Origin of the sequence: Saccharopolyspora sp. NFXS83 (assembly GCF_026241095.1) — a bacterium.
Classification (GTDB): Bacteria; Actinomycetota; Actinomycetes; order Mycobacteriales; family Pseudonocardiaceae; genus Saccharopolyspora_C.
Genome location: NZ_JAPFGB010000024.1, coordinates 47,074 through 67,412 on the forward strand (window position 1 = coordinate 47,074; position 20,339 = coordinate 67,412).

Sequence of the window (20,339 nt, forward strand, 5' to 3'; positions counted from 1 at the left end):
TCCCGCCCCGCCCCGCGGCGGCCGTCAGCGGTCGCCGCGCAGCGCCGCTCGCAGGTCCTCCAGCACCGCCGGGTCCTCGATCGTCGACGGCACCTTAGTCTCCCCGGAATCGGCGATCTCCCGCATCGACTTGCGCAACACCTTGCCGGAGCGGGTCTTCGGGAGGCCGTCGACCACGTCGACGTCGCGGAACGCCGCGACCGGTCCGATCTGGTCCCGCACCGCGGCGACCAGCTCCGCGCGCAACGCGTCCGGATCCGCCTCCACCCCGGACTTGAGCACCACGAAACCGCGCGGCACCTGGCCCTTGAGCTCGTCGTGCACACCGATCACGGCGCACTCCGCGACCGCCGGGTGCGTCGCCAGCACCGCCTCCATCGACCCCGTCGAGAGCCGGTGGCCGGCCACGTTGATCACGTCGTCGGTGCGGCCCATGACGAACACGTAGCCGTCCTCGTCGACGTGCCCGCTGTCGCCGGTGAGGTAGTAACCCGGATAGCGGGACAGGTACGACTCGCGGAACCGCTCGTGATCGCCCCACAGCGTCGGCAGCATGCCCGGCGGCAGCGGCTGCTTGATGCAGATCGCGCCGTCGGATCCGGGCGGCAGCTCCTCACCGGCCTGGTCCAGCACCCGCACGTCGAACCCCGGTACCGGGACCGTCGGTGAACCCGGCTTGATCGGCATCGGCTCCAGCCCGCGCAGGTTCGCGCAGATCGGCCACCCCGTCTCGGTCTGCCACCAGTGGTCCACCACCGGCACCTCCAGCGTGCGCACCGCCCACTGGTAGGTCTCCGGATCGAGCCGCTCGCCCGCCAGGAACAACGTCCGCAGGCCGGAGATGTCGTAGCGGGCGAGCTCGGCCGCCTCGTGGTCCACCCGCTTGATCGCCCGGAAGGCGGTGGGGGCGGTGAACAGCGCCTTCACGCCGTGCTCGGCGATGACCCGCCAGAACGCGCCCGCGTCCGGGGTGCCCACCGGTTTGCCTTCGTAGACCACCGTCGTGGCCCCGGCCAGCAGCGGCCCGTAGACGATGTAGGAGTGCCCGACGACCCAGCCCACGTCGGAGGCGGTCCAGAACACCTCGCCGGGGCCGATGTCGTAGATCGCGCTCATCGACCAGCGCAACGCCACGGCGTGGCCGCCGTTGTCGCGCACCACGCCCTTCGGGCGGCCGGTCGTGCCGGAGGTGTAGAGCACGTACAGCGGATCGGTCGCCGCGACCGGCACGCAATCGGTGGGCTCCGCCGCGGCGAGCTCCTCGGCCGCGTCCGCCTCGCCGGGGCCGAGCTCGGCGCGGACCTGGTCCCGCTGGAAGATCAGCACGCCGCCTTCCGGCCGGTGCTCGGCGAGCCGCAGCGCCTCGTCGACGATCGGCTTGTACTCGACCACCCGGTTCGGTTCGAGGCCGCAGGACGCGGCCACCAGCACCGTCGGCCGGGCGTCGTCGATCCGCGCGGCGAGCTCCTTGGGCGCGAAGCCGCCGAAGACCACCGAGTGCACCGCGCCGATCCGCGCGCACGCCAGCATCACCACCAGCGCTTCCGGGATCATCGGCAGGTACACGATCACCCGGTCGCCCTTGCCCACCCCGCGTGCCCGCAGCGCTCCCGCGAACCGGGACACCCGGTCCAGCAGTTCGCGGTAGGTCCACCGGGACACCTGCCCGGTCATCGCCGAATCCCAGATCACCGCGTCCTGGTCGCCGCGCCCGTCGCGGACGTGCCGGTCGAGCGCGTTGAAGCAGGTGTTGAGCACTCCGTCCGGGAACCACCGGCCGGAGTCGTCCAGGGCCCTGGACGGGGCTCGGTCCCAGTCGACGGCCGCCGCGGCGTCCAGCCAGAACCCCTCGGGGTCCGTGCGGCTGCGCTGGTAGGCGTCGGCGTAGGCACCCATGGTCATGACCTCCCGCTGGCGGTGTCGACGAGCCTCAGAGTCCTACCTGACGGCGGGCGTTCGCGCCAGCATCCGCGCCGCGCGGGCCCGGGGGCGTGCTCCGTCCCGCGCCGAACCGTACGACAGTCCACAATGGGCGATCGGCGGGCCGGCCGGTTTCCGCCGCAACAACACGATGATCGTCGGATTCGCGACGAGCGGTCGGTTCGGTTTCTGCCGCGCCGAACCCGCGCACTTTCAAGATCATCCGCTCGTCGGTGCGGTCCTTCCGCTGGGCGCACCCCCGTCGAATTCGGGGGAACGTGCGGTCATGGGGCGAACACAATGCGTGGGTGGGGAGGCGGCCGGATAACGCGCACCGCGGCCCGGCCGACAACCGTGATGGAGGTGTCAAGCATTGATCAGCGTGGAAACGACCTACCGGGACGGCATCGTGGACGATGATGCCGAGACGGCGGAACTGCCCACCACTCCGTGCAGCGTGGTGTGGAGCGGCGGTCACTCGTTCGTCCTCGAAGGCGCGGGCGGGCGCGCCCGCTGGGCGGGCGTCGACGACCGCGGCCGGGCCCGCTTCCTCACCGACGCGGAACTGCAGCGCCGTGGCTGGAGCCACAACCGCGGCTGACCGGTCCGCCCACCCCCGGCCGCTCCGGCCACCGCAAGGGGGGTGTGGCACCCTGATCCGAGTGGGCGCCCGAGGCGCCCGAAACCCGCAGGCGCAGGTGAGCGCTTCGCGGTGGATCGACAACCGTGTCAGGGAGGGCTGTGGTGCAGGACGCCGACGGCACCACGGCCGGAGCCAAAGGCCGAGGTGGAGCGGGCGATCCCACGTCCCCGGAACCGGCGGGCTCCAGCAAGGCCGAACACGACGAACCGGACCGGGGCGCGGATGCCCCGGATCGGTCGTCGCAGTCCGCGGAACCCGCCCGGGCCGCTGAGCAACCGGAGCCCGGCGCGGAGAGCCCGGCAGCGGGCTCGTCGCCGGATCCCGGCATGGCCCGGATCAAGGAAGTCGCCGCCAGCGTCTGGGACGATCCTTGGCTGACGTGGCCGAACCTGCTGAGCCTGGTGCGGCTCGCCGGCGTCCCCCTGTTCCTGTGGCTGCTGCTCGGGCCGCAATCCGACCTGCTCGCGCTGCTCGTGCTGGTCGTCAGCGGCGCCACCGACTGGCTCGACGGCAAGCTCGCCCGCTGGCTCGACCAGTACAGCCGCGTGGGCGAACTGCTGGACCCCGCGGCCGACCGGCTCTACATCGTCGCGACGCTGGTCGCCTTCGTGCTCCGCGACGTGATCCCCTGGTGGGCCGCCGCGGCGCTGATCGGCCGCGACGTCGTGCTCACGCTGTGCCTGCCGGTGCTGCGCTGGCACGGTTTCGAACCGCCGGAGGTGCACTACCTCGGCAAGGCCGCGACGTTCTGCCTGATGTACGCGTTCCCGCTGTTGCTGCTGGTGCAGGAGGACTTCGCCTTCGAGGGCGTCGTGCGTCCGGTGGCCTACGCCTTCACCTGCTGGGGCGGTGTGCTGTACGTGTGGGCGGGTGTGCTGTACCTGATGCAGGTCATCGCCGCCGTGCGCGCCGCGCGGTCCCGCCCGGCCTGACGCCCGCGCCTTCCTCGCCGAGCGGTCCGGCGGGGGAGTCCGGTGCCGTGTCGATCACGGCGTGCCCATCTTGCGGCCGAAAGCGGCCGCGACCTACGCTCGCTTGGCCCGTCGCGATCACCGCGCGCGGGTGCGGTGGCGCACTCGGCCCCCGCTCCACGGCTCGACGAGGAAGGCGGGACCCCAGTGGCCCCGGACGGGATCAAGTACACCCAGGAGCACGAGTGGGTGCTGCGCACCGGCGCGGACACGGTGCGCGTCGGGATCACCGACTACGCCCAGCAGCAGCTCGGCGACGTCGTGTTCGTGCAGCTGCCCGACGTGGGGGAGACCGTCGAAGCCGGGGGTGGCATCGGCGAGGTCGAGTCGACCAAGAGCGTCTCCGACATCTACGCGCCCGTGGCCGGTGAGATCGTGGCCCGCAACGAGCAGCTCGACGAGCAGCCCGAGCTGGTCAACTCGGCACCGTTCGGCGACGGCTGGATGATCGAGATCAAGCTCGCCGACCCGGCCGCGCCCGACGGCCTGCTCGAGGAAAGCGACTACCAAGGCCTCATCGACCAGGGATGATCGTTGATCTCGGGTTCGCAGGCGGCTTGAGGTGGGAGTCCCGCGTCTGCGACCTGGGGCGGCACGGTACGTTTGAACGCACTTGCACGACCCATCCGCGCAGAGGAGAGCTCAGGTGAGCCAGAACGACGGGCCCGGCGGCGTTCCGCCGGAGCAGTCACCGGAGACCACCTCGGTCTTCAGGCCGTTCCTCTCGGAGCCGGAGAGCACCGAGAGTGCGACCCCGGAGCCAGCGGCCTCCGGGGTCGATGCGCTGCCCGCCGGGGCTGCCCTGCTGGTGGTCAAGCGCGGCCCGAACGCCGGGTCGCGGTTCCTGCTCGATCGGGAGACCACCAGCTCCGGACGCCACCCGGACAGCGACATCTTCCTCGACGACGTGACGGTGTCCCGTCGGCACGCCGAGTTCAGGCGAGAGGGCAATGACTTCGTCGTCGTCGACGTCGGCAGCCTCAACGGCACCTACGTCAACCGGGAACCGGTGGACACCTCGGTGCTCGCCAACGGTGACGAGGTTCAGATCGGGAAGTTCCGGTTGGTGTTCCTGACCGGTCCGATCGAGGGCCAGGGCCGCTGAGCCGAGCGTTCCGCGTACCGAGCGCATCGGGGCGGCGCCTTGCGGCGTCGCCCCGATCGTGCTCGGCGGGGATCGCAACCCGGTCCGCCGCACGGCCGATGATCTTCACGGCCGCTCGGCGCCGCCGGAGCGCGGTGATGTTGCGAGGTGCTTTCCGCAGCGCGCAACGGCTTCTGCGGATGGCGGTGCGGTGTATCGTGGCGTTGGGCATCGTTCGCGTCGGGAGCGGTCGGAGTCCCTCATCGGACGGGCCGGTCGGCGCAGCCGCGCGGGCCCTCTCCGTGAGGAACCTCCGGGCGTTCGCGGAAGGCAGCGGCGGCGTCAGAAATCGCCTCGGACCGATGTGCGGACCGAGTCGGACAAGGGAATGCCGGGTATCGGCGATCGGTCGGTACGAGGCCGTGAACGGGCCGGAAGAGCCGTCCACCGAGCGGGAAATCCGGGCGGAGGCGATGGCCACCGCCGTATCGCGGGTAGCGTCAGAGGCGTCGGTGCGCGATCCTCGACCAAGGATGTCACGCTTCGGCGCGCTGGAGGAGGCGATGAGACGATGAGCAGCGAAATGCGCGTCGTCGGCGTGCGAGTGGAACTACCAGCCAACCAGCCGATTCTGCTGCTGCGCGAGACCGAAGGCGAGCGGTACCTGCCGATCTGGATCGGATCGGTGGAGGCCACCGCGATCGCGTTGGAGCAGCAGGGCGTGCGACCCGCCAGACCGCTCACCCATGATCTGCTCAAGGACGTCATCGGCGCCCTGGGGCGGGACCTGGAAGAGGTGCGGATCACCGATCTGCAGGAGGGCACGTTCTTCGCCGAACTCATCTTCGACGGAGATGTGCGGGTCTCGGCACGCCCGAGCGATTCGGTGGCGCTGGCGTTGCGGGTCGGAGTGCCGATCCACGCTGACGAGTCGGTGCTGGACGAAGCCGGGTTGATCATCCCGGACGAGCAGGAGGACGAGGTCGAGAAGTTCCGGGAATTCCTGGACTCGGTCTCTCCGGAGGACTTCCGCGGCGCCGACACGTGATCAGGTGGGCGGGCGTGCGGTCCGCTCACCCCCGGCGCTGTACCCGGCTCCCGGTGCGAGTTCGCGCCGGGAGCCTTTTCGCACGCTCGGAGTGCGGCGCGAACCGGATCGGGGTTGCGTCACACCCGGGGGTGGGCGGGCGGCTCCGCGCGTCGCGTTGACCCGCCCACGGGCCGGGCTTACCGTCGGAGTGCGCGAATCGCCCCGATGTGATTTTCCAGGTCGGGGAAGGTCGAAGCCCCGGTTCCATGATCGTTCATCCGTTCGGCGGTTGATCATGCGTCGAGCCGGGTTCTGGTGGTTCGCCGGCCTCGGGCCGGGCGAGGGGAGGCAGGCGTGGTGGAGCGAGCACCTGGCGAGGATTCCGCCGCGGAGCAGTCGGCGCCGTTCCCCGACACCGCGCTCCCGGACGAGCTCGTCGGCTACCGCGGACCCGCGGCGTGCCAGATCGCCGGCATCACCTACCGGCAGCTGGACTACTGGGCGCGCACCAAGCTGGTCGGCCCGTCGATCCGCGGCGCGGCGGGATCCGGGTCGCAGCGGCTGTACTCGTTCAAGGACGTCCTGGTGCTCAAGGTCGTGAAGCGGCTGCTGGACACCGGGGTCTCGCTGCACAACATCCGGGTCGCCGTGGAGCACCTGCGCCACCGCGGGGTGCAGGACCTGGCCAAGATCACGCTGTTCAGCGACGGCACGACCGTGTACGAGTGCACCTCCGCGGAGGAGGTCGTGGACCTGCTGCAAGGCGGTCAGGGCGTGTTCGGCATCGCCGTCAGCGGTGCGATGCGCGAGATCACCGGGACCATCCACGAGTTCCCCGCCGAGCGGGCCGATGGCGGCGAGCACGAGGAGCCGGTCAACGACGAGCTGTCCCGGCGGCGCCGGGATCGCCAGACCGGTTGAGCCCCTCGCCCCGTGACGGGGGCGTCACCGCCGGTCAGCGCCGTGACCGGCGCATCGGGGTGATCGAACGGGATGAAGATCGCACTTTCGGTCGTCACTGGATCGGGTAGGCTGCTGAGCATCGCTGACCCCGCGCGGGAGAGTTCGCCGGTGACCTGGTCACCGGCGGCGCCGAAGGAGCAAACCCTCCCCGACAACCTCTCAGGCCTGCTGGACCGCACGGGCGAGATACCTCTGGAAAGAGGGACCACCGGTAGGTGGTTCCCCGCCGACGGTGCAAGCCCGATCGCCGTACCGGGTGAAGCTCTCAGGCGTTCGTATCGCGGACGGTGACAGAGGGGGAGAGCAGCATTCGTGCTGCCGCCCTATGTCCGTCGCGATGAATGAGGTGTGGCGATGACGACCGAAGACCGTATCCCGCTGGCCGCCCTGGAACACGGCACTCCGTTCGCCGACCGCCATGTCGGGCCGTTGCCCGCCGAGCTGGCGCGCATGCTGGACGTGATCGGTGTCGGCTCGCTGGAGGAGCTGGGCCAGGCCGCGGTGCCCGAAGGCATCCGCGAGCGGGACCTGCAGCTGGCGCTGCCGGAGCCGGCGACCGAGGCCGAGGCGCTCAAGCAGCTCCGCGACTTGGCGCGGCTCAACAGCCCGCACACCGAGATGATCGGGTTGGGCTACTACTCGACGATCACACCGCCGGTCATCCTGCGCAACGTGCTGGAGAGCCCGGCCTGGTACACGGCGTACACGCCGTACCAGCCGGAGATCTCGCAGGGCAGGCTCGAGGCGCTGCTGAACTTCCAGACGATGGTCGCCGACCTGACCGGGGTCCCGGTGGCGAACTCGTCGATGCTGGACGAGGCCACCGCCGCCGCCGAGGGCATGACGCTGGTGCGCCGCGCGGGCCGGACGAAGTCGCCGCGCTTCGTGGTGGACGCGGACGTGATGCCGCAGACCCTGGAGGTGCTGCGGACCCGGGCCGAACCGCTGGGCATCGAGGTGATCGTTACCGACCTCGCGGCGGGTCCCGAGGCGCTGCCGGAAGACGAGTTCTTCGGCGTGCTGCTGGCCTACCCCGGTGCCTCCGGCGCGCTCCGCGACCACGAGGCGATCATCGAGCGGGTCCACGAGCGCGGCGGGATGGCCGTGGTCAGCGCCGACCTGCTGGCGCTGACGCTGCTGCGCGCTCCCGGTGAGATCGGTGCCGACGTCGTGGTCGGCACGACGCAGCGCTTCGGCGTGCCGATGGGCTTCGGCGGCCCGCACGCCGGGTACATGGCGGTGCGCAAGGGCATCGAGCGGCAGCTGCCCGGCCGGTTGGTCGGCGTGAGCGTCGACGCCGACGGCGACCAGGCCTACCGGCTCGCCCTGCAGACCAGGGAGCAGCACATCCGCCGGGAGAAGGCGACGAGCAACATCTGCACCGCGCAGGTGCTGCTGGCGGTCGTCGCGTCGATGTACGGCGTCTACCACGGCCCGAGCGGGCTGCGGGCCATCGCGCGCCGGGCGCACCGGATGGCCGCGGTGCTGGCCGAGCGGTTGCGCCGGGGCGGTGTGCGCATCGAGCACGCGGAGTTCTTCGACACGATCGTCGCGCGGGTTCCGGGCAAGGCCGCCGAGGTCGTGCGGGCGGCCCGCGAGGGCGGCATCAACCTGCGCCACATCGACGACGACCTCGTCGGAATCAGCTGCGACGAGACCACCACCAGGGAGGCGCTGGTGCGGGTGGTCGCCGCGTTCGGGATCGAAGGCGGATCGGTGGCCGACGTCGACGCGCTGGACGCGGAGACCGCCGACGCGCTGCCCGGCGTGCTGCTGCGCACCTCGGAGTACATGACGCACCCGGTGTTCCACACCCACCGCTCGGAGACCTCGCTGCTGCGCTACCTGCGCAGGCTGTCGGACTCCGACGTCGCGCTGGACCGGAGCATGATCCCGCTGGGGTCCTGCACGATGAAGCTGAACGCGACCGCGGAGATGGAGCCGATCACCTGGCCGGAGTTCGCCGAGGTGCACCCGTTCGCGCCCGCGCAGGACGCGACGGGGCTGCTGGAGATCGTGCGCGACCTGGAGCGCTGGCTCGCGGAGATCACCGGCTACGACGCGGTGAGCCTGCAGCCGAACTCGGGCAGCCAGGGCGAGTTCGCCGGGTTGCTGGCGATCCGCGCCTACCACCACAGCCGTGGTGAGTCGGCCCGCGACGTGTGCCTGATCCCGGCGAGCGCGCACGGCACGAACGCCGCCAGCGCCGTGATGGCCGGGCTGCGCGTGGTCGTGGTGCGCTGCGACGACAAGGGCAACATCGAGCTCGACCACCTGCGCGAAGTGGTGGACCAGCACCGCGACGACCTCGCCGCGATCATGATCACGTACCCGTCCACGCACGGCGTCTACGAGGACACCGTGGAGCAGGTGTGCGGCCTGGTGCACGACGCGGGCGGCCAGGTCTACGTCGACGGCGCGAACCTCAACGCGCTGATCGGCCTGGCGCGGATGGGCAAGTTCGGGTCGGACGTCTCGCACCTGAACCTGCACAAGACGTTCTGCATCCCGCACGGCGGTGGCGGTCCCGGCGTGGGCCCGATCGGGGTCCGCGAGCACCTGGCGCCGTTCCTGCCGAACCACCCGTTGCAGCCCGCGGCCGGTCCGGAGTCCGGTGTGGGGCCGATCAGCGCGGCGCCGTGGGGCAGCGCGTCGATCCTGCCGATCTCCTGGGCCTACGTCCGCATGATGGGTTCCGACGGGCTGCGGCGGGCGACGCTGACGGCGGTGGCCGCGGCGAACTACGTGGCCCGGCGGCTCGACGAGTACTTCCCGGTGCTCTACACGGGCACCGGCGGTTTCGTCGCCCACGAGTGCATCCTCGACCTGCGGCCGATCACCAAGGCTTCCGGCGTGACGGTGGACGACGTGGCGAAGCGGCTCGCCGACTACGGCCTGCACGCGCCGACCATGTCGTTCCCGGTGGCCGGGACGCTGATGGTCGAGCCGACGGAGAGCGAGAACCTCGCCGAGCTCGACCGGTTCTGCGAGGCGATGATCGCGATCAAGGGTGAGATCGACAAGGTGGCGAGCGGTCAGTGGCCGGCGGACGACAACCCGCTGAGCCAGGCCCCGCACACCGCCGCGTCGCTCGCCGGTCCCTGGGATCACGCCTACAGTCGAGCGGAGGCCGCCTACCCGCTGGGTACCGGGACGCAGAAGGTGTGGCCCGCGGTGCGCAGGATCGACGGCGCGCGGGGCGATCGGAACCTGGTGTGCTCGTGCCCTCCGCTTTCGGCGTACGAAGGCTGAGCCTCCTGCGGGGGTGAGCGGGTGCCGTGGGCGATGCACTACGGTGGGCGGCTCCATCATCCGAATCGCCTCCGAGAGGAGTGCAGCAATGCTCACGATCAGCGAGAGTGCAGCTGAGGTCATCAAGGTCGTCCTGGCCGGTGGTGACTCGCCCGAGGGTTCGGGGCTGCGCATCGCCCCGGTCGCCGACGAGGCCGGTCAGGCCGAGTTGCAGGCGGCGATCGCCAGCGAGCCGCAGGGAGACGACCAGGTGGTGGAGGAATCCGGTGCTCGGGTCTTCCTCGAGCCGCAGGCCGCGGAGTTGTTGGGCGACAAGGTGCTCGACGCCGAGCGCGACGACAACGGTGAGCTGAACCTGGCCGTTCGGGACTGAACGTGATCGGCCCGCCGCTTCGGTGGCGGGCCGGTACGTTCGTCCCGGGTGGGGGTGCGGCGGTGACCGCCGCGATGAACGTGTCGGCCAGGCCCGGTCGGGGCCTGGCCATCGTGCTGTCCGGGGCTCCCGTGACGGGGTCCGGTCTCACGACGCGGCTTGCGGCTCCACGGCGAGCAGGTCCTCGCAGGCCTGGATCAGGCGGGCGCGCAGCGGCGCGGCCCGGTCGGCGAAGTCGCGCTGCCTGCGCACGTACTCGGCGCGGCCCTCGGCCGTCTCCACGGCGATCGGCTCGTAGCCGAGCTCGCTCAAGTCGTACGGGCTGGCGCGCATGTCCGCTTCCCGGATCTCCACCGCCAGCTCGAAGCAGTCGGCGACGAGTTCGGAGGGCACCAGCGGGTCCAGCTTGTACGCCCACTTGAACATGTCCATGTTGTTGTGCAGGCAGCCGGGTTGTTCCAGCGCGGTCTGCTCGGCGCGGGTGGGTTGCAGCGCGTTGAGCGGCCGGGCCGGTTCGGTGAAGAAGCGGAACGCGTCGTGGTGGCTGCACTTGATCGGCATCGACTCGACGACCTCGTCGGTGCCCGCGTGCCCGAGCCGCAGCGGCCACGCCTCGTGGCGGACGTCAGTGGGGGAGGTGCGGTAGAGCATCGCCCACTCGTGCAAGCCGAAGCATCCCAGGTGCGGGCGCCGGGAGCGCACGGCGGTGAGCAGCCCGTGCACGAAGCGCGCCGTGTCGCGGCGCTTCGCGGTGAGCACGGCGGGGTCGAGCGCGACCCCGCCGGGGGTGGGGAGGTAGCCGCGGCGTTCGAGGAACTCCTCGCCGCCCGCCAGCGCGACCCCGAGGCCCGGCTGCCAGCGTTCCAGCAGCGACGGCTTGTGCGAGTAGTAGGTGAACAGGAAGTCCATCACCGGGTGCTTCTGCCCGGCGCGCTGCCTGCGCCGGTGCGGTCCGGTCCAGAGCTCGACCCGCTCCTGGTGCGCGGCTCGGCGGGCACGCCATTCCTGTTCGCCCAGCACTCGCATAGTGCCGCCAGGATAGGTGGCGGCCGGTGCGGACGTTCCGGCGGTCCCGAGCCCATCCGGCTCGGTGTCGGGCTCACCGCCGGAGCTCGATCAGCCTTCCGGGGCGTCGGTGGCTCGCAGCGTCTCGAGCAGGGCCCGCAGCCGGTCCGGGATCGGGGCCTTGGTGCCTTCGAGGGTGCGGCAGGCGAAGGTCATCCGGCCGTAGGTGACGAGCTCGGCGCCCCTGGTGAACTCGAAGCCCAGCGAGTACGAGCTGGTGCCGATCCGCTCGCGCACCGCCGTGCAGGCCAGCTCGTCGAACACGCGCACCGGTGCCAGGTAGGTCGCCTCGGAGTGCACGCCGACGGTGCCGGCGCCGAGTTCGGTGGCGAGCTCGGCGGAACGCAGCCCGTGGCCGTGCAGCCAGCTGCTGTAGGTGCGTTCCATCCACGGGTAGTAGATCGCGAAGTACGCGATGCCGAGGGCGTCGCAGTCCCCGTAGGACAGCCGGAACCGCTGCACGTCGTCGACCACCGTTCACCCTCCTACGTGGACCGTCGCGGTGCCGGAGAGCACCGGATCGCCGCCGAGCACGTCGAGCCCGACATCGCAGCGGGCCAGCAGCTCGCCGTCCTGTTCGGACACGTCGAGGACCGTGCCGCGCGCGCGCAGCCGGTCACCGGCGCGCACCGCGCCGAGGTGGCGCAGCCGCAGCTCCCGGACGCGGTGCGCCCCGCCTGCCCAGCGGCCGAGCAGCGACACCACGTACGCCTGGTTGAGCGGCCCCTGGTTGATCACCCGGTCCCCGAGCCCGAGCGCGCGCACCGCCGCGACGTCGAAGTGGATCGGGTTCGCGTCCCGCATCAGCGCCGACATCGTTTTCATCTTCTCGGCGCTGATCGGGCCGACCCGGTAGGCCGGCAGCTCGTCGCCAGGGCGCACGGCGTTCATCGAGCCTCCCTCGGGAAGATGATCGAGCTGGTGCAGGACGCGGCCGGCTCACCGGAGGCCTCGTGCAGTTCGAGCCGGTACCCGACCAGGTCGAACACCCCGGTCCGCGCACCGCGCTTGCGCCGGGCGGACTCGATGCGCCCGCGCACCGCGTAGGTGTCGCCGACCCGCAGCGGGCGGCGCAGCTCGGTGTGGATCTCCCCGGCCATCGGGCCGTCGGACTCCCGCGCGCCGAACCACGACCAGAGCTGTTCCCAGGACACGCCCATCGCGGAGGTCGCGGCGAGGAACACGAACACGGGACTGCCCGCCTCGTCGGCCGGGTCGGCCAGCGCGCAGTCGTTGACCAGCCGGACCCACCACGGCTCGAAGGTGAACTCGCCGCCGGGGAACTCGGTGCCGACGAGCTCGGCCAGCCGAGCCTCGTCGGGTACGGCAGGTGTCATATCGACCGCTCCTGATCAGCCCAGTAGGGGGCGCGCAGTTCGCGCTTGATCACTTTGCCGGTCGGTGCCTTGGGCAGGCTCGTGACGAAATCGACCGACTTCGGCTTCTGGTAGGAGGGCAAGTGGCGCTTGGCGGTGGTGATGATGTCCGCCTCGGTGGCTGCGGCGTCCGGTTTGAGCACGACGACGGCCTTGACGTTCTCGCCCCACTCGTCGTCGGGCACACCGATCACGGCGCACTCCAGCACTGCGGGGTGGGCGGCGACGGCCTCCTCGACCTGCACGCTGTAGATGTTCTCGCCACCGGAGACGATCATGTCCTTGGCGCGGTCGACGATGTAGACGTAGCGCTGCTCGTCCCAGGTGGCGATGTCGCCGGTCCACATCCACCCGTTGCGAACGGTGCGCGCGGTCAACTCCGGGCGGTTCCAGTACCGCGCCATGTTCGCCTCGGAGCGCACGATGATCTGCCCGGGGCTGCGCCCGTCGCGCGGGACCTCGGCCCCGCCGGAGTCGACCACCCGCAGGCGCGCGCCGAACCCTTCCCGCCCGCAGGAGCGCAGCCGGTGCGGGTGCCGCCCGGCGATCGCCGCGACGTGGTCCTCCTGGGACAGGAACGCCATGCCCGGCCCCTCGGTCTGGCCGTAGCCCTGGATCAGCGAGCACGGGAAGGAGTCCAGGGCGGCGCGCACGATCGACGAGGGCATCGGGCCGCCGCCGTACTGGATGTTGCGCAGGCTCGACAGGTCGTGAGCGGCGAAGCCGGGCACCGCCATCATCCAGTTCAGCATGGTGGTGATGCCCAGGAACGCCGACACCCGTTCCTGCTCGATGATCCGCAACACCTGCTCGGCCTCGAAGTTCACCAGCACCAGCGGGCACCCGTGCCGGAGGTAGTTCATCGCGAGCACGATCGGGATGTGGAACATCTGCCCGGTCATCAGGTAGATGTCGCCGGGCACGATCCGTTCGGCCACGGTCTGGTTCAGCCCGCCCGCCTCCGCGCTGCGGTGCGTGTGCAGGGCGCCTTTGGCGCGGCCCGTGGTGCCCCCGGTGTAGAGGATGAAGAAGGGGTCGTCGCCGCCGACGTGCTCGCTGCCGTCGGGTTCGGCGTCGCTCGAGGCGGCGAGCAGTTCCTCGTACCCGGCGCCGAACTCCAGCCAGTGCGGCACGTCGCAGCTCCGCTGCAGCAGCCCCACCCGCGCCGACCACTCCGCGTCGGCCACCACGACCCGAGGCGTCCCGTCCTGCACGAGCCGGACGAGCTCGTCGCCGGTGAGCCGCCAGTTCAGCGGCTGCAGCACCAGCCCGGCCCGCCCGCAGGCGAAGTACAGCTCGAGGTACTCCAGGCGGTTGCGCGCCAGCACCGCCACCCGATCACCGGGACGCGCACCGAGCCCGAGCAGCCCGTTCGCGAGCCTGCGCACCCGTTCGTCGAGCTGCGACCAGCTCACCCGCCGTTCGTTCGGCACGTCGTGGACGGCCTGCGCGCGCGGTGTCAGCGCCGCCCACTTGGCGGGGACGAACCCCTGGTTGAGCGTCATGGCGGGCTCACGGCGGAACTCATGGGGGCGGGCTCCTCAGTACGGCAGGTCCAGCCGGACCCGCAGCCGGGTGAGCCGCCAGCCCTGCTCGGTGCGGTGCAGCTCGCAGAGGTAGTCGCCGGTGGTGACCGCGCGCAGCGCGCCGTCGGCGACCGCGAACAGCGTCAGGTAGCAGCGCGCCCGCGCCCGGCCTCCCTCGTGCTGGAGCACCAGGTTCGTGAGCACGTGCCTGCGCCGGTCCGATTGGGAACGGGCAGTGGTGCGGATCAGCTCGACGATCGCCTCGCGACCGCGGAACGGACCGGCGGGCTCCTCGCCACCGACTTCCAGCGACATCACCGCATCGGCGGTGAAGCACTCGGCGATCAGCTCCAGGTCACCCTCGTCGTAGCCGAGCGCGTAGCGGGCCAGCAGGTCCTCGACCTCGGCGCGGACCTCGGCCGCCGGTATCGGGACGTCCGTTTCCTGCTCGGTGGTGCCGCGTCGGCCGGTGACCGTGCTCATTTGACGGCGGCACCGGCGTCGACGGGGAAGGCCGCGCCGGTGACGAACCGCGCCTCGTCGCTGGCGAGGAAAGCGACCGCGTTGCTGACGTCCGACACCTCGACCCACGGGGTGGACAGCACGTTCATCGACCGCATCGTGGATTCGGCGTTCTCCAGCGTCGCTTCCGCGTCGGACGGGCTGAGCGTCTCGTACATCTCGGGGTGCCGGATCATCGCCGTGTTCACGTTGGTCGGGTTGATCGTGTTCACCCGGATCCCGTGCGGTCCGAGCTCGTTGGCGAGGGTGCGCATCAGGCCGACGACGCCGTGCTTGGCGGCCGTGTAGTGCCCGACGGTCTGGATGCCCTTGGTCCCGGCGATGGACGCGGTGAACAGCAGGCAACCGCCCTCGTCCTGCTCGATCAGCGTCGGGATGGCGACCTTCGCGGTGTGGAACACCCCGGTCAGGTTGGTGTCGATCATCTCCTGCCACTGCTGGGCGGTGAACTCCCAGGTGCGGCCGAAGCTGACGATGCCCGCGTTGGCCACCACGACGTCGATCCTGCCCAGTTCGGCCACCCCCGCGTCGAACGCGGCCTGCAACCCGTCGAAGTCGCGGACGTCGGCCACGCGGGGGACGACCCGCCTGCCGAGCTTCTCGACCTCGCGCGCGGTCTCGGCGAGGTCGGCCTCGGTGGGCATCGGGTACGGAGGCGAGTCGACCTCGGCGCACCGGTCGACGGCGATGATGTCGGCGCCTTCGGCGGCCAGCCGCAGCGCGTGGCCACGGCCCTGACCGCGCGCCGCGCCGGTGATGAAAGCGACCTTGCCCGCCATCCGATCGGCCATGCGTCCGCCTCTCCCTCACTGTCGTCCGGAGGTCGGCGTCCGATCCACGTGTCGTGCCGGCGCCTTGAACCCCCTGGGAGTATGTCGAGCCCGATCTTGGTGTCAAGGACGCTGAAACCTCGGTCCGGAGCTCGCCGGACGGCGCCGGACGCGGGCCGCAGACCTGTTCCCTGGGCACATGGGCGAATGCGGACGGTATGCGGATGATTACCGCGGGTGTCCGGATCGATCGAATTCATGCGTTCAGACCAAGCGGCCGACCACTCGTTCGGCCGCGTCTCCGGACAACGGCCCGCACATGCGAAAGCGCGGGCCGTTCCCGAGGAACGACCCGCGCTCGCGGTGCGGACGGCGACCCGTCAGGCGGTCACGTGCGTGCCGTCCCGAACGGTGCCGACGTACTCCTCCACGAGGTCTTCCAGAGCGACGACGCCCTGCGGCGTCCCGTCCGCGTCGACCGCGGTGGCCAGGTGGCTGCGCGCCCGCCGCAGCGAGGTCAGCGCCTGGTCCAGGCGGGCCGCCACCGGCACCGTCGGGAGCCTGCGCACCCGGCTCGCCGCGACCCGCGTGGACGGTTCGGCGCCCGCCTGGTCCAGCACGTCCTTCACGTGCAGGTAGCCGAGCAGCTCACCGGACTCCGCGCGCACCGGGAAGCGGGAGAAGCCGGTGCTGGACACCGCGTGCTCCACATCGCCCAGCGTCGGATCGCCCGGCAGGCTGGTGACCTGGTCCAGCGGCACCAGCACATCGGCGACGGTGTGCTCCACCGAGGACAACGTCTGCGCCAGCCTGCGGTGCTCGGACTGCTCCAGCAGCCCCTCCCGGCGGGACTCCACCAGCAGTTCGGCCAGCTCGGAGGACGTGTAGGCCGTGTCCAGCTCGTCCTTCGGCTCCACCTTGAGCAGCTTGAGCACGCCGTTGGCCATCATGTTGAACAGCGCGATCAACGGCCGCGCCAGCTTCACGAACGCCACCAGCGCGGGCACCAGCCACAGCGCGAGGCGCTCCGGGTCGGCCAGCGCCAGGTTCTTCGGCACCATCTCGCCGACCAGCACGTGCAGCACGACGACGATCGCTAGCGCGATCGTGAAGCCCACCGCGTGCACGACCGGTGCCGGTACCGAGAACGGTTCGATGAGCAGCTCCAGCCGGTGCGCCACGGCGGGTTCACCGAGCCGCCCCAGCCCCAGCGAGCACAGGGTGATGCCCAGCTGGGCACTGGTGAGCATCAGCGAGCCCTCCTGGCTCGCCTTGATCACGGTGCGGGCCCGGCTCACGCCCTGGTCCAGCAACGCCTCCAACCGGTCCCGGCGGGAGGACAGCAGCGAGAACTCCGCGCCCACGAAGAACGCGTTGAGCAGCAGCAACAGCACTCCGAGCAGGATCGCCACGGTGTCGCTCATCGGGTCCCCCCCAGGGTGCCGGTGGAATCGGCGGCGGCGTCGGCGGCCGGGCGGTGCGCCTGGCTCAGCCGGAGCTCGGCGATGCGGTGGCGGTCCATGCTCGTGACCGTGAGCCGCCACGGGCCGACGTCGACCTGATCACCGCGGGACGGGATGCGGCCCAAGCGGGACATCACCAGCCCGGCGACGGTCTCGTATTCGCCGTGGGGCATCTCGAACCCGGTGGCCTCCTCGATCTCGTCGGCGCGCAGCAGGCCGGACACGATCCAGGTGCCCTTGGCCAGCGGGCGCACCGCCGCGGTCTCGCGCCGGTCGTGCTCGTCGCGCACGTCGCCGATGATCTCCTCGACCACGTCCTCCAGGCTCACGATGCCCGCGGTGCCGCCGTACTCGTCGACGACCAGCGCCAGCTGCAGCCCGGAGCCGCGCAACCTGTTGAGCAGCGAGTCCCCGTCGAGCGTTTCCGGCACGGTCGGCACCGGGCGGGCCAGCGAACCGACCGGGGTGGTGTCGCGCTGATCGCCGGGAACGCCGAACGCCTGCTTGACGTGCACCACGCCCTGGACGTTGTCCAGGTCGCCGTCGTGCACGGGGAACCGGGAGAAACCGGTGCGCCGCGCCACCGCCAGCAGGTCCAGGATCGACGCGTCCGAGGGCAGCGACTCCACCTTCACGCGCGGGGTCATCAGCTCGTCGGCGGAGCGGTCGCCGAAGCGCAGCGAGCGGTCCATCAGCGCCGCGGTGGACTCGTCGAGCGTTCCGTGCTCGGCGCTGGAGCGCACGATCGACCCGAGCTCGTCGGGGGACCGCGCCGAGCGCAGCTCCTCCTGCGGTTCGATGCCGAGTCGGCGCACCACCCAGTTCGCGCTGTTGTTCATGCTGTCGATGAGCCAGCGGAACACCTGGGAGAAGCGGGAGTGGTACCCGGAGACGGCCCGCGCGGTCAGCAGTGGCCGGGCGATGGCGAGGTTCTTCGGCACCATCTCGCCGAACACCATCGACAGCGTGGTGGCCAGCAGGATCGCCACCACCAGCGAGATCGGCCCGGCCACCGCGTTGGGCAGGCCCACGGCCAGGAACACCGGGCGCAGCAGTTCGCCGATCAGCGGCTCGGCCACGTAACCGGTGATCAGCGTGGTCAGGGTGATGGCGACCTGGGCGCCGGAGAGCTGGAACGACAGCGTGCGGTGGGCGCGCTGGACGGCTTTCGCACGCCGGTCACCGACGTTGCTGACGTGCGCGTCGACGGTGCTGCGTTCCAGGGAGGTCAGGGAGAATTCCGCGGCCACGGCGAGCGCGGTGCCCAAGGTGAGCACCACGACGAACAGGAGTCCGAGGAGGGAGAGCACGATGGCCATCAGCGATCACCTCGCTGCGGGCCGGAGACGGTGAGCGGAAAGCCGGGACTACTCGGTCCCGGCTCGGTACTACCTTCAGTCGACTGTGCCGTGGGCACCGAACGTGTCACTCCTCGGGAAAAACGGAAATATGCGACCCGAGTATATCCCGAATGGAGCACCAGGACCGCACACCGTGATGCCTGCGACGCTGGTCACCACCGGTTCAGGCTCCTCGCGGCGGACGTCGTGGTAACTGCTCGGCACGTCGTTGAGCAGCGGTTTCGAGTTTCCCGGGGGCTCCCGGCGGCGGTCGTGCGCCGAGCGCCGAACGCGCTCTGGCGGAGATCGACAAAACCCTCCGGGGCTGCGCGTGGCGCGTGGGCCTGGTCCGGGGTGGCGACGGGGGAGCGGGTGCCGCGGTGGCCGCGCCCGCTCGATGATCATGTGAGGGGGCTCCCCCGAGTTTTCACCGTATTTCCGGGTTGTGGTTCACACCATTAGCCGAGGGCGTAACCTCTGCGCAGTTCCGCAGGCGGCCACCAGCCGCATCCAGCACCAGAGAGGTCGTGATCGTGAGTACCCCCACGGTTGCGGACGCGCCGCAGCAGGGCTTTTTCGGGCACCCGCGGGCATTGTCCACGCTGTTCTTCACCGAGATGTGGGAGCGCTTCTCCTACTACGGGATGCGCGGGATCCTCGCGCTCTACCTGTACACCGCGATCCAGGACGGCGGCCTCGGGCTGCCGGAGACGACCGCCACCTCGCTGGTCTCCGCCTACGGTGCCTCGGTCTACCTGACCGGTGTCGCCGGTGGCTGGCTCGCCGACCGCCTGTTCGGCGCCCGCAGCGCCGTGTTCTGGGGCGGTGTGCTGATCATGTTCGGGCACATCGCGATGGCGGTGCCCGGCGGGCTCACCACCACCGGCATCGGCCTGGTCCTGATCATCGCCGGTACGGGTCTGCTCAAGCCGAACGTGTCGAAGATGGTCGGTGACCTGTACACCGAGCAGGACAAGCGCCGCGACTCCGGCTTCTCGATCTTCTACATGGGCATCAACCTCGGCGGCTTCGCCGGGCCGTTGATCGCCGGGCTGCTGCAGTCGGAGATCGGATTCCACTGGGGATTCGGCGCCGCGGCCGTCGGCATGGCGCTGGGCCTCGTGCAGTACGTGCTGGGCAAGGGCAACCTCGCCAGCATCAGCCAGATCCCGGCGAACCCGCTGCCCGCCGAGCACAAGGGCGGCGTGCTGGGGCGCGCAGGCGGCATCGCGGCCGTGTTCGTGGTGGGCCTGGTGGCGTTGGTGGGCACCGGGACGATCGGGCTCGACGGCCTGGTCAACCTGGTGACGATCATCTCGGCCGTGCTGCCGGTCATCTACTTCGTGGTGATGCTCAGCAGCAAGCAGATCACCGAGGTCGAACGGGCACGGCTGATCGCCTACATCCCGCTGTTCCTCGCGACGGCGCTGTTCTTCCTGCTCTTCGAGCAGCAGGCGTCCACGCTGGTGATCGTCACCGACATGCAGACGACCAACGAGGTGTTCGGCTGGGAGTTCCCGGTCAGCTGGTTCCAGTCGATCAACTCGTTGACGATCATCATCCTGGCGCCGGTGTTCGCCGCGCTGTGGCTGAAGCTCGCCGACCGCCAGCCGAGCACTCCGATCAAGTTCGTCGGCGGCCTGGTGTTCGTCGGCCTCGGCTTCCTGTGGGTGGTGCTGTCCGGCTTCGTCACCAACGCCGAGGGCAAGCAGCTCGCGCTGGTCGTGGCCATGGTCTTCGTCATCATGACCATCGGGGAGCTGATGCTCTCGCCGGTGGGCCTGTCGGTGACCACGAAGCTCGCCCCCGCGGTGTTCTCCTCGCAGACCATGGGCTTGTACTTCCTGGCGCCCGCGATGGGGCAGGGGATCGGGGCGCAGGTGGTCAAGCTCTACGACCCGGCGAACCAGACCCTGTACTTCGGCGTGATCGGGGTGGCCACCATCGCCTGCGGCGGTCTGCTGGCACTGGCCGCACCGAAGATCAAGAAGCTGATGCACGGCGTGCCGTGATCTGAGGTGGGCACAGCGGCGGGCGGTCC

Annotated in this window: 18 protein-coding genes, 1 pseudogene and 1 riboswitch; of the genes and pseudogenes, 9 read left to right on the top strand and 10 right to left on the bottom strand. The window is 70.7% G+C overall.

The window, feature by feature from the left end:
* Nucleotides 1-24 precede the first annotated feature (24 nt).
* Nucleotides 25-1,908: pseudogene (locus OOZ19_RS22990) on the bottom strand (propionyl-CoA synthetase); the annotation flags it as partial.
* Between the two features lie 394 nt (nucleotides 1,909-2,302).
* Here OOZ19_RS22990 and OOZ19_RS22995 point away from each other — a divergent pair.
* The 8 genes from OOZ19_RS22995 (at nucleotide 2,303) to OOZ19_RS23030 (ending at nucleotide 10,236) form a co-directional block, all read left to right on the top strand.
* Complete coding sequence (locus tag OOZ19_RS22995) at nucleotides 2,303-2,521, top strand: hypothetical protein (protein WP_266092257.1); 219 nt, start codon at nucleotides 2,303-2,305, stop codon at nucleotides 2,519-2,521.
* A 368-nt stretch (nucleotides 2,522-2,889) separates the two neighbouring features.
* Nucleotides 2,890-3,495: a cardiolipin synthase ClsA gene (gene clsA / locus OOZ19_RS23000; protein WP_266092258.1), complete on the top strand. Its 606-nt coding sequence runs from the start codon at nucleotides 2,890-2,892 to the stop codon at nucleotides 3,493-3,495.
* Between the two features lie 135 nt (nucleotides 3,496-3,630).
* Nucleotides 3,631-4,065: a glycine cleavage system protein GcvH gene (gene gcvH, locus OOZ19_RS23005; protein ID WP_416309486.1), complete on the top strand. Its 435-nt coding sequence runs from the start codon at nucleotides 3,631-3,633 to the stop codon at nucleotides 4,063-4,065.
* A 115-nt stretch (nucleotides 4,066-4,180) separates the two neighbouring features.
* Nucleotides 4,181-4,639, top strand: a complete 459-nt coding sequence (gene garA, locus OOZ19_RS23010) for a glycogen accumulation regulator GarA (protein WP_184479391.1) — start codon at nucleotides 4,181-4,183, stop codon at nucleotides 4,637-4,639.
* Between the two features lie 550 nt (nucleotides 4,640-5,189).
* On the top strand, nucleotides 5,190-5,666 hold the full coding sequence (locus tag OOZ19_RS23015; protein ID WP_184479390.1) for a bifunctional nuclease family protein: 477 nt from the start codon (nucleotides 5,190-5,192) through the stop codon (nucleotides 5,664-5,666).
* A 336-nt stretch (nucleotides 5,667-6,002) separates the two neighbouring features.
* Nucleotides 6,003-6,569, top strand: a complete 567-nt coding sequence (locus OOZ19_RS23020) for a MerR family transcriptional regulator (protein WP_266092231.1) — start codon at nucleotides 6,003-6,005, stop codon at nucleotides 6,567-6,569.
* 125 nt (nucleotides 6,570-6,694) lie between these two features.
* Nucleotides 6,695-6,797: riboswitch (glycine riboswitch) on the top strand.
* Between the two features lie 168 nt (nucleotides 6,798-6,965).
* Nucleotides 6,966-9,863, top strand: a complete 2,898-nt coding sequence (gene gcvP, locus OOZ19_RS23025; protein WP_266092232.1) for an aminomethyl-transferring glycine dehydrogenase — start codon at nucleotides 6,966-6,968, stop codon at nucleotides 9,861-9,863.
* Nucleotides 9,864-9,951: 88 nt separating this feature from the next.
* Nucleotides 9,952-10,236, top strand: a complete 285-nt coding sequence (locus OOZ19_RS23030; RefSeq protein ID WP_184479387.1) for an iron-sulfur cluster assembly accessory protein — start codon at nucleotides 9,952-9,954, stop codon at nucleotides 10,234-10,236.
* Nucleotides 10,237-10,383: 147 nt separating this feature from the next.
* On the opposite strand, the gene OOZ19_RS23035 is transcribed toward OOZ19_RS23030, so the two are convergent.
* The 9 genes from OOZ19_RS23035 to OOZ19_RS23075 all read right to left on the bottom strand — a co-directional run bounded on the left by OOZ19_RS23035 (nucleotide 10,384) and on the right by OOZ19_RS23075 (nucleotide 18,277).
* Nucleotides 10,384-11,262, bottom strand: coding sequence for a 3-methyladenine DNA glycosylase (locus OOZ19_RS23035; protein WP_266092233.1), 879 nt, complete (start codon nucleotides 11,260-11,262; stop codon nucleotides 10,384-10,386).
* A gap of 90 nt (nucleotides 11,263-11,352) precedes the next feature.
* Nucleotides 11,353-11,775, bottom strand: coding sequence for an acyl-CoA thioesterase (locus OOZ19_RS23040; protein ID WP_266092234.1), 423 nt, complete (start codon nucleotides 11,773-11,775; stop codon nucleotides 11,353-11,355).
* A gap of 3 nt (nucleotides 11,776-11,778) precedes the next feature.
* A complete protein-coding gene (locus OOZ19_RS23045; RefSeq protein ID WP_266092235.1) occupies nucleotides 11,779-12,192 on the bottom strand; it encodes a MaoC family dehydratase in 414 nt (137 codons plus the stop codon).
* Entirely contained in the window at nucleotides 12,189-12,638 is a 450-nt protein-coding gene (locus OOZ19_RS23050; RefSeq protein WP_266092236.1) for an FAS1-like dehydratase domain-containing protein, read from the bottom strand. The genes OOZ19_RS23045 and OOZ19_RS23050 overlap by 4 nt, the downstream gene beginning before the upstream one ends.
* Entirely contained in the window at nucleotides 12,635-14,182 is a 1,548-nt protein-coding gene (locus OOZ19_RS23055; RefSeq protein ID WP_266092237.1) for an AMP-binding protein, read from the bottom strand. The genes OOZ19_RS23050 and OOZ19_RS23055 overlap by 4 nt, the downstream gene beginning before the upstream one ends.
* A gap of 36 nt (nucleotides 14,183-14,218) precedes the next feature.
* On the bottom strand, nucleotides 14,219-14,686 hold the full coding sequence (locus tag OOZ19_RS23060; RefSeq protein WP_266092238.1) for a nuclear transport factor 2 family protein: 468 nt from the start codon (nucleotides 14,684-14,686) through the stop codon (nucleotides 14,219-14,221).
* Nucleotides 14,683-15,516 (bottom strand): mycofactocin-coupled SDR family oxidoreductase, encoded by an 834-nt coding sequence (locus OOZ19_RS23065; protein WP_266092239.1) that lies wholly within the window; start codon nucleotides 15,514-15,516, stop codon nucleotides 14,683-14,685. The genes OOZ19_RS23060 and OOZ19_RS23065 overlap by 4 nt, the downstream gene beginning before the upstream one ends.
* A 359-nt stretch (nucleotides 15,517-15,875) precedes the next feature.
* Nucleotides 15,876-16,919, bottom strand: coding sequence for a hemolysin family protein (locus OOZ19_RS23070; RefSeq protein ID WP_266092240.1), 1,044 nt, complete (start codon nucleotides 16,917-16,919; stop codon nucleotides 15,876-15,878).
* On the bottom strand, nucleotides 16,916-18,277 hold the full coding sequence (locus OOZ19_RS23075; RefSeq protein ID WP_266092241.1) for a hemolysin family protein: 1,362 nt from the start codon (nucleotides 18,275-18,277) through the stop codon (nucleotides 16,916-16,918). Before OOZ19_RS23075 ends, OOZ19_RS23070 begins: the two co-directional genes overlap by 4 nt.
* A 554-nt stretch (nucleotides 18,278-18,831) precedes the next feature.
* Between OOZ19_RS23075 and OOZ19_RS23080 the strand changes: the two genes are divergently transcribed.
* Nucleotides 18,832-20,310 (top strand): peptide MFS transporter, encoded by a 1,479-nt coding sequence (locus OOZ19_RS23080; RefSeq protein WP_323055171.1) that lies wholly within the window; start codon nucleotides 18,832-18,834, stop codon nucleotides 20,308-20,310.
* Nucleotides 20,311-20,339 lie beyond the last annotated feature (29 nt).